The organism is Paraburkholderia sp. BCC1886, from assembly GCF_900996245.1.
Classification (GTDB): domain Bacteria; phylum Pseudomonadota; class Gammaproteobacteria; order Burkholderiales; family Burkholderiaceae; genus Paraburkholderia.
This window is the reverse complement of sequence record NZ_CAAJGK010000036.1, coordinates 81,197-94,010: the sequence shown is the minus strand read 5'-3', so window position 1 is coordinate 94,010 and position 12,814 is coordinate 81,197. Positions and strand designations below refer to the sequence as shown.

Here is a 12,814-nt window from a genome sequence, read left to right as displayed (position 1 = left end):
GCGTCGACCCCGACGCGCGATCTTTGAACCGCATGCATAATATCGCCAAAATTCTTTGTCTCAAAAGCGAGAATCGGTACCCCTGAGTCATGAACAAACCGGTTTTGCCCCTGACTTACGAACACCTCGATCACTGGATCGAGTCGCTGCGACCCGATCTGCTGGCGCAAAATTTCACGATGTCGATCGGGATTCTGCGCGGCGGTGCGCCGCTTGCGCTGATGGTGTCGCATGCCATCGGCGTCCCGGTCGCGTTTCTGCGCTACGACCGTCAGTCACGCAGCGTAGCCTGGGATTCGACGCTGCCAATCCCGCCGGCCGGAACGAAAGTGCTTCTGTGCGAAGACATCGCGGGACGCGGACTGACACTGACCGATTGCGTCGCGTTTCTCGAACAGCATGGCCTCGCGGTCACCACACTGACCGGCGCGGTGGACGAGTTGAGCCGCCTGCAACCCGACTACGCGATCGACGCGCGTGGTTATTTCGCCCTGTTTCCGTGGGAGCGTCAGGCTTATACGGCGCGTTACCGGGACGACTGGGCGCAAGTCGAAGCGGGCCAGTCCACCGCGCTCGCCGAGGATCACGAATACGCGACGTACGCGATCGATCTCGACGGCATTCTGCTGCCCGACGTGCCGCTCGCGCGCTACGACGAAGATCTCGCCGCCGCGCTCGCCGAGCGCGACGCGCTGTTGCCGTTCGACGTGTTGCCGGGAATCGATCTGCAACGCGTGCGCACGATCATCACGGGCCGGCCGGAACTGGATCGCGCGCGCACCGAGGTCTGGCTCGCGCGGCACGGCTTCGGGCATCTGTCGCTGGTCATGCGCGCGCCGCACTCGCACGATGAGAGTTCGGCAGGCGCCGCGGCGCATAAAGCCGCGGCCGCGTTGCGCGAGGGCGTCACGCATTTCGTCGAAAGCGATCCGCTGCAGGCGCTGCTGATTGCGCGAGCCGCGCCGTTATTGCGCGTCATCTGGTGGGATGCGCCGACGCGGACCGGCACGCTGGTGGATGCAAGAGCGTGGCGTTGAGCCACGTCCTTGCGGCTGCCGGCTAGCTTTCCTTCGCCTCTTTCGGATCGCGCAGATGCAGTTGCCGGGCAGCCCGCTGTGAGGCGACCAGAATCAGTTTCATCGTGGCGCGGGTCGCCCCGACGAACAGCTTGCGGGCGCTGCGCTCGTCGAGCGTCTCGAAGTCGATCTCCGTGACAATCACGCACGGCGCCGCCTGTCCCTTGAAGCGGTAGATCGATTCGAACAGCACGTCGCCTTCGCGATACTCCGGGTTGCCGAACAGATCGTATTTACCGGTAAAACTGCGCAGCTTATGCGGGCCGAGATGATCCTCGCCGGTCATCGCCGAAGACTGGCGGCCGTGAAACGACAGCACCACGATGTCCTGTTTGCGAAAGCCGAGCGACAGCGCCTGGGTAATCGCGCGCTTGGTTGCGTCGATACTGCTTTCGGCGGCGTTCGCTTCGTCGTAGACGGACAGCGAGATATCGGAACCGTCGAACGGACTGCCCGAACTCAGCGTGGCCGCCATCGGCACCTTCGCGCCCACCACTTCGCGCACGTAATCGAGAATGTCGCGCGGACTGCGGTAGTTGGTGGTTTCCTTCAACGTCGTCCAGCCCGGCAGATCGACGGGCTCGCGCATATACAGATTCTGCAGCGGGTCTTCGAGCCACCACCACGCGCCGCCCGGCAACAGCAGGCGTTCGAGCGCCGCCACCCACGGCGGCTGGAAGTCCTGACCTTCGTCGACGATCAACACGTCGAACTGCCAGCGCGCGTCGATGGGCGTCTCGGCGAAAATCACTTCGAGCTCGTCGAACGCGATGAACGACGTGCCTTGCGCGGATACCTCGGCCGCTTCGAAATCCGGCTCGCGACCGGCGTCGCGTGCGATCCAGTCGCAGAGCTGGTGATAGTTCGCGACCTTCGCTTCGGGCGGCGCGACCATCGAAATATGATCGGCCAGCGGCCGGTTGAAGCACACGTACAAGGGCCGTTGACCGCGCGCCACCGCGTCTTTCATCACCTGCACCGCGAGTTGCGTCTTGCCGGAGCCGGCCGTGCCGATCACCCGCAGGCGGAACGGCGTGAACTCGAGCCGCCGCGCCCACGTCGCGAGCCCGCCGGCCAGACGTGTGACAAGCGTGCCGGCCTGACCGACCAGCGCGCTGGTGTCGGGAGTCAGCGCAAGTTCGTCGGCAAGGAAGTGATGGATTTTCGGCGCGCAGGCGAGGCGTGGTTCGTCGGCCGGCAACGCCTCGCGAATGACGGCTGCGAGCCGCGCCTTGCGGGTGGCGTCGACGATGCGCGCCGGGTTCACACCGGCGATGCCCGCATCCTTGACGACGTGGTCGGGACAGTACAGCAGTTCCTCGACGAAATAGGTGCCGGCGCCGAACGCGGCGGTCAGACGCCGATGCAATCCTTCGACCGTGTGCGCGAGCGCAATCGCCACGTTGCGTTCGGTTTGCAGATGCACCTTGACGAGACCCTTCGGTGTTTCACGCAGGAAGCCGGTTTTCTGTTCGACGATCATCACGCGGCCGGCCGGACTCACCACCACGAAATCGGCCTCGCCGAACACCGAGAAATTCTGGTTGAGGCGCGTCCAGTGCACACCGTGATACACGGTGTAATCGTCGGGGAGCGCCTGTTCGAGCAACGCGAGCGTCTCGCGCTCGCGCGCCGCCGCGCCGGTGGCGGCGAGGCTCTTCCAGTCGTCGGGAACAATGCGGGCCATGCGGTGCCTTTCGGTGAGTTCGCGTGAATGTGCTGCAGTTTGTAGGGGTTTGCGTGCGTGCCCTGCTTGCGGTATCCGGGCTGCGCGCCGAAGTGCGCTCATTGTACGCATCGCATGCGGGTTATCGCCGAGGCGCCGGATGACTGGCTCGACGCCGTATCGTGTATCGTACCGGGCTGAACGCCGCGCATCGCGCGCGGCTTGCCAACTGCAACCGTGAGAAAGGATCGACCGGATGATCACACTCTGGGGACGCACCAACTCCGTCAACGTTCAGAAAGTCTTGTGGTGTTGCGACGAACTGGTGTTGCCGTACGACCGCATCGATGCCGGCCTGCAATTCGGCCGCAACAACGAAGCCGATTACCTCGCGATGAACCCGACCGGCAAGATTCCGACGCTGGTCGACGGCGACTTCGTGCTGTGGGAATCGAATTCCATTCTGCGTTATCTGGTCATGCAATACGGCGAAGCGAGCCTGCTCTACCCGTCCGAGCCGAAGCTGCGCGCGAGCGTCGACCGCTGGCTGGACTGGACACTGTCCACGTTGCAACCCGCCGAACGTCCGGTGTTCTGGGCGCTGGTGCGCACGCCCGCCGACGCGCGCGACAACGCCAAACTCGCGACCGATTTCAGCGCGGTCGCCGTGCTTTGGCGCATGCTCGACGCGCATCTGCAGGGACGCTTCTTCATGGAAGGCGAGACATTCACGCTCGCCGATATCGTGCTCGGCGCTTACGCGAAACGCTGGTTCGGCGTGAATGGACCCGAGCGGCCGCCGCTGCCCAACCTCGAGCGCTGGTACTCGCGAATCGCCACCCGCACGGGCTTCAAGAAATATGTCGACTTTGCGTTGACCTGACGCGATACCGGTCGCGGCGTGCAAGGCGCGATGCCCTTTATAATCGACGCATGAAGACCGTCAAACCTGCCGCCAAGCCCGCCGCAACCGCCCATTCCGCCGATTCCGTGCAAGCCGACGCGTCGGCTCATGCCCACGGGCCGGACCACGCGCATGGCGACTCGCACGAAGCCGCGCTAATTCTCGCCGAAGACTATTGCCGGGAACGCGGCGAGAAGCTCACGCCGATCCGCCGCAAGGTGCTGGAACTGCTGCTCAATTCAGGGCGTGCCACCAAGGCGTATTCGCTACTCGACGAGATGCGGCAGATCCATCCAGGCTCCGCGCCGCCGACGGTTTATCGCGCACTGGACTTCCTGCTGGCGGCGGGGCTCGTGCATCGCATCGAATCGATCAACGCATTTACGGTTTGCCACGATCTGACGCATTGCCGGCACGGCATTCTGGTGGTCTGCCAGCAATGCGGCAGCGTGACCGAATTGCACGAGCCTAAATTGCGTCAGTCGCTGGTGGCGCAAATCGAGCACGCGGGCTACCGGCTCGCGAGCGACGAAATCGAGTTGAAAGGGCTGTGTTCCGCGTGTCAGGCAGCGGAAGCGGCGGCGCTGGCCACGTCTTCCGCGGGCGGCAAGGCGAATGCCGGCGCGGGTTTGAAACCCGCAGCGGCTGCTGGCAGATAACGTCGCGAGCGAAAACGAGGCAAAGCCCCGGATTCGATTCGACCGCCCCGCTCAACCTGCCGCGCGCGCGTCGATCGCGTCGTGCAACAGGGTCACGAGATCTTCCGGCAACGCGGGTTTGGTCATGAAGTGCTGGAAGCCTTCACCGATACTACGCAGGCGATAGGTGTCGTCAGTATGTCCGGTCAGTGCGACGGCAACCGAGGGTGCGTGATCGCCACGAATCTCATGGTCCCGCAAGCGCTGGATCAGATAGAAGCCGTCCATGGCCGGCAGTTCCAGATCGCAAACTACCGCGTCGGGTAACAGTCGCAGCGCGGCTTCCACGCCCTCTTCCGCATCTGCTACCGCGACGACGTGCGCCCCTTCTGCTTCGAGTAACAAGGTCAGCGATTCCCGGCTATCCGGGTCGTCTTCAACGAGCACGATCGTGGCCTGATCGAGTCTCAATACTCCGTTCATTGTCTGTTGTTGCTCTAAAAAACCGGTTAGGCCATCCGACGTGGCCAATGTTTCGCCTTGTTGCGTGCCGCCGGTTTGCGCGGCTGCGATATTGCTGTCCATGATTCCGACTCGATTTTGCGCGTCGAGTTTCAAGCAGGCCCGACATTGTAAAACATGACGCCAGCGCCACTCGCGCACACTAGCGCGCCTGCGAGGCACGCCGATGAAAACCCGGTTTTCGCGCCACCCCGTGGCAAACGAAGCCGGTACCCGTTATCCGATTCACCGTGCAGTCGCACATTCCCGGCATGGTGTCGACTTTCATCCCAGCGGTAGCACACCGCGTGCCTCGGCCAAACGTCAAGCGCCCATCAAGAGCGAAAAAAGCCAGTGGACGGAGAGTCCGGGTCAAACGTTTTTTTTCGGGCCGATGCCCTGCACGAGTAGTGCGACGGCATGGCGGGCAATTTCGTCGCCGCCGATATCGCGTCGCAGCGGATCGTCGCGCCACAGATTCGAGGTGGCCAACGGCAGGATGGTCAGTCCGAGCAGCGTGATGAACACCAGTGCCGGTTCGAGGTCCGCGTTGAGACGTCCCTCCTGCTGCCAGCGAGCGATGGTCGACAGCGACGCCTTCTGATGCGCGTTGCCGAAGCGCTCCTGCATCCGCTGCCGCAGCAAACCGCTGTCGCTGATGACTTCCCGCACCCACATCGAGGGAAACCAGGGATGGTCGACGGCCGCCTGCACGATGCGTCGGGTCAGTTGCGTGATGGCCGCCACCGGGTCGTCGGGGTTTTCCTGGAACGGCATACCGAGACTCGTGCGCAACGGCGCGAAGCGCTCGTCGATCAGCACATCCAGCAGTTGATCGCGCGTCTTGAAGTAGTAATGAACCATCGCCGGGGTGAAACCCGCTTCGCGGGCAATCTCGCCGAGCGACGTATCGACGATGCCTTGCTTCGCGAACAAAGTAAGCGCGGCATCGAGCAAACGGCTGCGTTGTTCCGGGCCACGTTGTGCGCCCGTGGGACGGCCGGGACGCCGTGCCGGCTCGGGACTGGACACCGGTTCGGACGATGCTTCGAGCGGTTTGCTACCCGCGGATGAGATCGTTGCCATTGCAATCAATTTGACTAGTGACGAGACGTCGCATATATTAATCGCCACATTAATTAATTTCAACGCCCCCTGCCATGAACTCCTCGACTACACCTCGCGATGGCGAGTCGCCGCACGACGATGTCGATGTGACAGCCGCGCCGCAAGCCAGCCGTCATCCCCCTATCCGGCTGCTGTTCCCTGCGTTATTGCTGGTCATGCTGCTCGCTGCACTCGACCAGACCATCGTCTCCACTGCGCTGCCGACCATCGTCGGCGAACTGGGCGGCCTCAGCAATCTCTCGTGGGTCGTGACCGCGTACCTGCTCAGTTCGACCATCGTCGTGCCGCTGTACGGCAAATTCGGCGATCTGTTCGGACGCAAGATCGTGCTGCAAACGGCGATCATCGTCTTTCTGGTCGGCTCGGCGCTTTGCGGTGTCGCGCAGGACATGACCCAGTTGATCGTGTTACGCGCGTTGCAAGGACTCGGCGGCGGCGGCCTGCTGGTCGTCACGATGGCGGCGATCGGCGACGTCATTCCGCCCGCCGAGCGCGGCCGGTATCAGGGCGTGTTCGGCGGCGTGTTCGGACTCGCGACGGTCATCGGCCCGCTGCTCGGCGGCTTTCTCGTCGAACATCTGTCGTGGCGCTGGATTTTTTACATCAACCTGCCGCTCGGCGTGCTCGCGTTGATCGTCATCGGCGCCGTCTTCAAACCGCACGTGCGCCATGTCAAACACACCATCGACTATATGGGCGCCGCCTTCCTCGCCGGCGCGCTCACCTGCATCATCCTGTTCACGAGTCAGGGCGGCACGATACTGCCGTGGTCGTCGCCGCAACTGTGGTTCACGCTGGCCATGGGACTGATCGCGATCTGGGGTTTCATTCACGAAGAACGCACCGCCGTCGAGCCGATCATGCCGCTCGAACTCTTCCGGCAGCGCACGTTCCTGCTGAGCAGCCTGATCGGTTTCATCATCGGCGTGTCGCTGTTTGGCTCGGTCACGTTCCTGCCGCTGTATCTGCAAGTGGTCAAAGGCTCCACGCCCACGCAGGCCGGCATGCAGATGCTGCCGATGATGGGCGGCCTGTTCGTCATGTCGATGGTGACCGGCCGGGTCATCAGCAGAATCGGCAAATACCGGATGTTCCCGATTGCGGGCACCTTGCTCGTGTCGATCGCCATGTTGCTGCTTGCCCGTCTGCGCATCGATACGCCGATTCATGTGATGTATCTCGACATGGGCATTCTCGGCTGCGGGCTCGGCATGGTAATGCAGGTGCTGATCCTGGCCGTACAGAACACCGTCGAATTCCGGCACATGGGCGTGGCCACTTCCGGCGCTACGCTGTTCCGTTCGATCGGTGGTTCGATCGGCGTGGCGGCCTTCGGGGCCGTGTTCTCGAATGGCCTCGCAGCACGGCTCGAGAAGCTGGTTCCAGCCGACACCGAGTTGCCCCATACGCTCGGACCCAGCGCGATCCATCAGTTGCCGGCGGCCTTGCGCGACGACTATCTGCAGGCGTTTGCCGGCGCGTTGCATATGGTCTATCTGTCGGCCGCGTGCGTCGTGTTGCTGGCGTTCGCCCTCGCATGGCTGATCAGGGATCACCCGCTACGCAAGCAGTAACTCTTTTCTCGAACTGCTATACGACGAGGCCAGCCGGCCTCGTTTCTTTTTGAGCGATCGCATTTCATCACACGTGTCACGCCGGAATTTCGTATTACCTGGCAATGTGCGCTAACGCACACAGAATAGGGCGAACGGCGATTGACGTGCCCAGCGGCGCACCACATATTGGCACCAGCGGTAGCGCGAGCCCAGGCTCGCTATCCGGACCATGCCGTCAAGACGTTGTTTCCACCGTTGGGTTCCAGCATGTCCACCCCGACCACAATCGACGAGAATTTTCCGACACCTTGTAAAAAGTGTGGCGGGGCCATTTATCGTCATGTCGAATACTGCCCGTATTGCGGCGCAGTGCATCCGCTCGAACCGACTCCGCAATGGCACGCCGCCATTCCTCCCAACCGGTCGGGCACACCCGGCAGGTCACCGGAGATGAACGGCCTCGCGCCGGCTTCCGGTTCCGCTCCTGCCTCACTGGAGCAAGCGGGCTTCGAGTCGCGGCTTGGCGCAGTGCGTGGTGCATCGGCGATGGAGCGAACCGGACAGACAGGCTTACTCGCGGCAGGCGGCGCCCTGCTGGCGGAACCGGGTTTTGTCGAGCCCCCGTATGCGATCAAACGGAAAGCGCAGTCGGTCCGCACCATGCTGCTCGCACTCGGCGTCGTGCTCGGCATTGGCGTCGCTTATGGCGCCTACGCGTTGTTCGGAGACAGCGGGGACACGCAGGTCAGCGTCGACGACTCCACTACCGACACTATTCAGGATGCCCGAACGACGACCGGCACGATTGCGCAATCCGCACTCTCCACGCAGACACAGCGTGCTGCGACGCGGATGATCACCACGCCTCAAGTCACGCTTCCCGCTCTACCCTCGCTTCCCGTCGACCAACCCGCGCCCGCCATTCCGCCTACGCCAATCATGGCGCTCGCCAGCGTAGCGCCCGTCAAACCGGTCGTCCCGCAGTTCCGCGATGTCGCGCAAGCCGTGCAAACGGCCCGGCTCGCGCTGCGCGCCAGCGACCTGTCGACCGCCCAAGCGGCGGTCGCCGCCGTGCAGGCCATGCAACCCGGCAATGCCGATGCGCAGAGTCTGTCGCAACAACTCAAGCCGGCAGCGGCACGACGCGACGCCGCGTTGCAAGCGGCGCAGAGTTGCGTGGCGCAGCAATCGTGGAGTTGCGCGCGTCAACACGCGAACGAGGCACTGGTCATCGACAGCGGCAACGAGACGGCCAAAGCCCTGCTTGAACGCGTCATTCGCGAGACGGGCTGGGCGCCGCTCGATGCCCGTACGGCACCAACCGCGGCAACGACCGTGGCAACGACCGTGGCGGCCACGGCAGCGACCACCGCGCCCGCTGTCAACCCGACGCCCCGCACGGCCCCCTCTCCAGCGCCAGCCGCGCTACAGCCCAAGAATCCAGCGACCGGCCCGACGCCGGCAGCGCAGCCACGTCCCGCAGTCGGCGCCGCAACGGGCACGGCTGACGCGAATAGCGTCGAGGCGCGAGAAAACACCATCCGCAACTCCGGCTGGAGCCGTCCAGCCGCAGGTACAGGTAGCGCGAAAGCTGGTGCAGCGTCGTCCGCACCATGACGTCCGTGCCGGGAACGACACGCTGATTCAACCCGCCAGGTAGCCGACGCGAGCGGCTCTCCAACCCTGAAAGCAAGGCAGAAAAACCATGAAGAGACATCTAACGGGATGGCTGGCGCTGCTGTTGACGATCCTGTGCTTGTGGACCGCCAGCGTCTGGGCGGAGCCCGCGCACTACAAGATCGTGACGGGCCCGGAACGCGGGACTTACATTCAGTTCGGCCAGGATTTGTCGAAATGGGTCGCGCCGGCGGCCGGCTTCGACCTCGACGTGATGGCGTCCAAAGGGTCGGCCGAAAACGTGCAGCGCATGCGCTACGAGTCCGGCGTGAAACTCGCGCTGGTGCAGTCCGACGTGTATCAGGCTTACCTCGACATGGCCAACAGCGGCAATGCCGACGCCGGCACGGCGATCCGCCCGCTGCGGCTCATCATGCCGCTCTACGACGAGGAGATCAACGTCGTGGTGCGAGCCGACTCGCCGCTTAAAACCTTCGCCGACATCAAGGACAAAAGCATTAGCGTGGGCCTGATCGGCAGCGGCACCGCGCAGTCGGCGACGACGCTATACCGGCTGATGTTCGGCCAGCCGATTCCCGAGCAGAACGTGCAGCACCTGAGCAACGAAGATGCGATCGCCGCGCTGATCGTGAAGAAAGTGGACGTGGCGATCATCGTGGTCGGTCAGCCCGCGAAGCTGTTCAACGACATGAACCCCGATCTGCAGCAACAGATCCGCCTGCTCAAAGTCGACCCTGCCGCGCCGGAAACCGCTCGCGCCAAACAGGTGTACTTTCCGGCGACGATTCGCGCGGGCAGCTATCCGTCCTGGCTGAAAGAAGACGTGCCAACGCTGACCGTCAAAGCTTTTCTCGTCACCTACGATTACGGTTTGCGCGATACGGTCGGCAATCTGAACCGCTTCGCCGATGCGCTGTGCACGAACTTCGACAATCTGCAGGAACACGGTCATCCGAAATGGAAACAGGTGAAGCTCGAATTGCCGACGCTCGTGCGCGGCTGGAAATACTATCCGCCGGTTGAAAAGCGTCTGCGCGCCTGTCTGGCGACGCGCAACGCCGCCGCGGCCACGACGACGACCACCGCCGCTCAGACCGCGCAAAAACCGCGCTCGAACTGTTCGAGTCAGGAGCGCCTGCTGTTGTTGTGCCGATGAGTCCAGCCGGTCACGCGCGATAGTTGCGCAGACGAAAAGCTCAGCGCCCGACGGCGCATGCCTCCATTGCCCGTTGCAACGCGTCGTACACCTTCGGTCGATTACATTGCGACGCGTTAAAGCGTAGAAAACTCGCCGCGCTCTGCGATGCGCTGAACACGTTCCCCGGCGCGAACACGACTCCTTCCGCGAGCGCATGACGCGCGATCGCAGCGGCATCCAGTCCGTCCGGCAGGCTTGCCCAGACGAACATGCCGGCACGCGGCCGGGTCCAGATGTCGAGCCCCGCATGACCGAGCCGCCGCACCGTATCGCCCATTGCATCGGCAAGCCTGGCGCGCATCGCTTCGAGATGGCGGCGATACGTACCGTCGATCAGCAGGCGGTGCACGACGCTCGCCGCCAGTTGCCCGTTACCGAACGAGGTAGCCAGTTTCAGATCGATCAGCGGTTCGACCCATGATGGCCGCGCGGCGATATAGCCGCAGCGTACTGCCGCGGACAGGGTCTTCGAAAAACTGCCGATCGACACCACGCGCGACAAGCCGTCGAACGCGGCGAGACGCGGTGCGGCTTCGTCTTCGAAGTCGGCAAAAATATCGTCCTCGATGATCAGCAGATCGTGTTCGCCTGCGAGTTTCAGCAGCCGATGCGCGACAGCGGGTGCGAGCGTCGCGCCGGTCGGATTGTGGATCGCCGAGTTCGTCACGTATAGACGCGGACGGTGCTCGACGAGCGCGCGCTCGAAAGCGGCCAGATCGGGACCCGACGGCGTGTACGGCACCCCCACCATCCGCGCCCGATGCGCGCGCAACAAAGCCTGAAAGTTGAAATAGCAGGGATCGTCGATCAGCACGGTGTCGCCCGGTTCGAGCAGAAACCGGCACACCAGATCGAGCGCATGCGTGCCGCCGTCGGTCAGGACGATCTGCTCCGGCGGCGCGTCCACGCCATGCTGCGCGAGCCGCCAGGTGAGCTGCTGACGCAGCGCGGGCAGCCCATACGGGCTCGCGTACTCCGCAAGCGGCGACTGCGCATCGCGCGCCACCGCGCGCAACGCGCGGCGCACGCCGTCTTCCGGCAGCCAGGTCGACGGCATCCAGCCGCAGCCGGGTTTCAGCACTTTGGCGCCGGTCTCGAGCGACTGCCGCGTAAGCCAGAGCGGATCGACTTCCCGGTCGAGACGCGGCCCGAGATCGGCGAGCGCGAGCGGCGGCGCATGACCCGACACGAAAAAACCCGAACCGCGCCGCGCGACGATCACGCCTTCCGCGACCAGTCGCTCGTAAGCCTCCACCACGGTCGACTTCGACACGTCGAGCGTTCCGGTCATCGCGCGAATAGAGGGCACCCGCGCGCCCGGCATTAAAGAGCGGCTCGCAATGCGCTCGCGCACATGGTCCATGACCGTGCCGACGCGCGTGCCCCCGCCTGTTACCCTGCTCGTGCTCAAAGCCGCCCGCTTCATTGAAGTTTCCGCCATCTGTACTGATTCCTTCCAAGTACAGTTTGAATAAATTGTACTGATGTGTAGCTTATCGTTTTTCACCAGCTAGTGGATGCTACGGGCTCGCTATTCCTTTGCAGGGACGTACTCATGGACAAGACCACCAACGGCTGGGTGAGCGGCATGATCGGCGTGTTGATTTTCAGCGGTTCGCTGCCGGCCACGCGACTCGCGGTGCAGGGGCTCGACCCGCTGTTCCTGACTGCGGCGCGCGCCACCATCGCCGCGCTGCTCGGACTGGCGCTGCTCACCGCGTTTCGCGAGGCACGGCCGGCGCGGCGCGATCTGTTGCCGCTGGTGGTCGTCGCGCTCGGGGTCGTGGTTGGCTTTCCGCTGCTCACGGCGCTCGCGCTGCAGCATGTGAATTCGGCGCACGCCGTGGTGTTCGTCGGCCTGCTGCCGCTGTCCACCGCGTTGTTCGGCGTGCTGCGCGGCGGCGAACGTCCGCAACCCGCATTCTGGATCTTCTCGGCGCTCGGCAGCGGCGCGGTGGTCGCCTTCGCGCTGCGCAACGGTCTGAACGCGTCGCCGCTGGGCGACGCGCTGATGCTCGGCGCCATCGTCGTATGCGGGCTCGGTTATGCGGAAGGCGCGCGGCTGTCGCGTCACCTCGGCGGCTGGCAGGTGATTTCGTGGGCGCTCGTGCTGTCGTTGCCGTTGATGCTGCCGCTCGCATGGTGGTCGCGGCCCGCGTCGTTCGACGGCGTCAGTCACGCCGCGCTGTCGGGCCTCGCGTACGTGTCGCTCTTCAGCATGCTGATCGGCTTCGTGTTCTGGTATCGCGGGCTCGCATTGGGCGGCATCGCGGGCGTCGGTCAGTTGCAGTTGTTGCAGCCGTTCTTCGGTTTACTACTTGCCGGATGGCTGTTGCACGAACAGATACCCCTTTCGATGATCGCCGTCACCGTCGTGGTCGTCGCCTGCGTCGCGGGTGCGCGGCGATTCTCGCGGGCCGCGCCGTCAGCGCAACCGGCGCGCTGACGGATCTGGTGCGGATAATGGGGCCGAACTGTACGAGTCGAGGGCCGGGCATGCCGCGTTGCG

The 12,814-nt window shown here is 63.9% G+C and carries 11 protein-coding genes; 7 read left to right on the top strand and 4 right to left on the bottom strand.

Annotated features, from left to right (window positions below):
* Positions 1-89 precede the first annotated feature (89 nt).
* Entirely contained in the window at positions 90-1,037 is a 948-nt protein-coding gene (locus FQ746_RS06045) for a phosphoribosyltransferase (RefSeq protein WP_144108020.1), read from the top strand.
* A gap of 22 nt (positions 1,038-1,059) precedes the next feature.
* Here FQ746_RS06045 and FQ746_RS06040 read toward each other — a convergent pair whose 3' ends face one another.
* Complete coding sequence (locus FQ746_RS06040) at positions 1,060-2,763, bottom strand: ATP-binding domain-containing protein (RefSeq protein WP_144108019.1); 1,704 nt, start codon at positions 2,761-2,763, stop codon at positions 1,060-1,062.
* A 235-nt stretch (positions 2,764-2,998) separates the two neighbouring features.
* Between FQ746_RS06040 and FQ746_RS06035 the strand changes: the two genes are divergently transcribed.
* A complete protein-coding gene (locus FQ746_RS06035; protein WP_144108018.1) occupies positions 2,999-3,625 on the top strand; it encodes a glutathione S-transferase family protein in 627 nt (208 codons plus the stop codon).
* 50 nt (positions 3,626-3,675) lie between these two features.
* Complete coding sequence (locus tag FQ746_RS06030; RefSeq protein ID WP_144108017.1) at positions 3,676-4,305, top strand: Fur family transcriptional regulator; 630 nt, start codon at positions 3,676-3,678, stop codon at positions 4,303-4,305.
* A 51-nt stretch (positions 4,306-4,356) separates the two neighbouring features.
* Here FQ746_RS06030 and FQ746_RS06025 read toward each other — a convergent pair whose 3' ends face one another.
* Both FQ746_RS06025 and FQ746_RS06020 read right to left on the bottom strand, forming a co-directional pair.
* Positions 4,357-4,869, bottom strand: coding sequence for a response regulator (locus FQ746_RS06025; RefSeq protein ID WP_144108016.1), 513 nt, complete (start codon positions 4,867-4,869; stop codon positions 4,357-4,359).
* Between the two features lie 288 nt (positions 4,870-5,157).
* Entirely contained in the window at positions 5,158-5,877 is a 720-nt protein-coding gene (locus FQ746_RS06020) for a TetR/AcrR family transcriptional regulator (protein ID WP_144108105.1), read from the bottom strand.
* A gap of 68 nt (positions 5,878-5,945) precedes the next feature.
* Between FQ746_RS06020 and FQ746_RS06015 the strand changes: the two genes are divergently transcribed.
* The 3 genes from FQ746_RS06015 (at position 5,946) to FQ746_RS06005 (ending at position 10,263) form a co-directional block, all read left to right on the top strand.
* Entirely contained in the window at positions 5,946-7,487 is a 1,542-nt protein-coding gene (locus FQ746_RS06015) for an MDR family MFS transporter (RefSeq protein ID WP_186310653.1), read from the top strand.
* 432 nt (positions 7,488-7,919) lie between these two features.
* Positions 7,920-9,086 carry a hypothetical protein gene (locus FQ746_RS06010; protein WP_260853911.1) on the top strand — a complete coding sequence of 389 codons (1,167 nt, stop codon included), beginning with the start codon at positions 7,920-7,922 and terminating at the stop codon, positions 9,084-9,086.
* An 88-nt stretch (positions 9,087-9,174) separates the two neighbouring features.
* On the top strand, positions 9,175-10,263 hold the full coding sequence (locus tag FQ746_RS06005; RefSeq protein WP_144108014.1) for a TAXI family TRAP transporter solute-binding subunit: 1,089 nt from the start codon (positions 9,175-9,177) through the stop codon (positions 10,261-10,263).
* A 40-nt stretch (positions 10,264-10,303) separates the two neighbouring features.
* Here FQ746_RS06005 and FQ746_RS06000 read toward each other — a convergent pair whose 3' ends face one another.
* Positions 10,304-11,746 carry a PLP-dependent aminotransferase family protein gene (locus FQ746_RS06000; protein ID WP_260853910.1) on the bottom strand — a complete coding sequence of 481 codons (1,443 nt, stop codon included), beginning with the start codon at positions 11,744-11,746 and terminating at the stop codon, positions 10,304-10,306.
* Between the two features lie 114 nt (positions 11,747-11,860).
* On the opposite strand from FQ746_RS06000, the gene FQ746_RS05995 reads away from it, so the two are divergent.
* Entirely contained in the window at positions 11,861-12,751 is an 891-nt protein-coding gene (locus FQ746_RS05995; protein WP_144108013.1) for a DMT family transporter, read from the top strand.
* The last annotated feature ends 63 nt before the right edge of the window (positions 12,752-12,814 follow it).

Excerpts from the sequence above, each read along its gene's own strand:
- FQ746_RS06025 (WP_144108016.1), bottom strand. The coding sequence starts at position 4,869 with ATGGACAGCAATATCGCAGCCGCGCAAACCGGCGGCACGCAACAAGGC.
- FQ746_RS06015 (WP_186310653.1), top strand. The coding sequence starts at position 5,946 with ATGAACTCCTCGACTACACCTCGCGATGGCGAGTCGCCGCACGACGAT.
- FQ746_RS05995 (WP_144108013.1), top strand. The coding sequence starts at position 11,861 with ATGGACAAGACCACCAACGGCTGGGTGAGCGGCATGATCGGCGTGTTG.
- FQ746_RS06005 (WP_144108014.1), top strand. The coding sequence starts at position 9,175 with ATGAAGAGACATCTAACGGGATGGCTGGCGCTGCTGTTGACGATCCTG.
- FQ746_RS06010 (WP_260853911.1), top strand. The coding sequence starts at position 7,920 with ATGAACGGCCTCGCGCCGGCTTCCGGTTCCGCTCCTGCCTCACTGGAG.
- FQ746_RS06035 (WP_144108018.1), top strand. The coding sequence starts at position 2,999 with ATGATCACACTCTGGGGACGCACCAACTCCGTCAACGTTCAGAAAGTC.
- FQ746_RS06040 (WP_144108019.1), bottom strand. The coding sequence starts at position 2,763 with ATGGCCCGCATTGTTCCCGACGACTGGAAGAGCCTCGCCGCCACCGGC.
- FQ746_RS06000 (WP_260853910.1), bottom strand. The coding sequence starts at position 11,746 with ATGGCGGAAACTTCAATGAAGCGGGCGGCTTTGAGCACGAGCAGGGTA.
- FQ746_RS06045 (WP_144108020.1), top strand. The coding sequence starts at position 90 with ATGAACAAACCGGTTTTGCCCCTGACTTACGAACACCTCGATCACTGG.
- FQ746_RS06030 (WP_144108017.1), top strand. The coding sequence starts at position 3,676 with ATGAAGACCGTCAAACCTGCCGCCAAGCCCGCCGCAACCGCCCATTCC.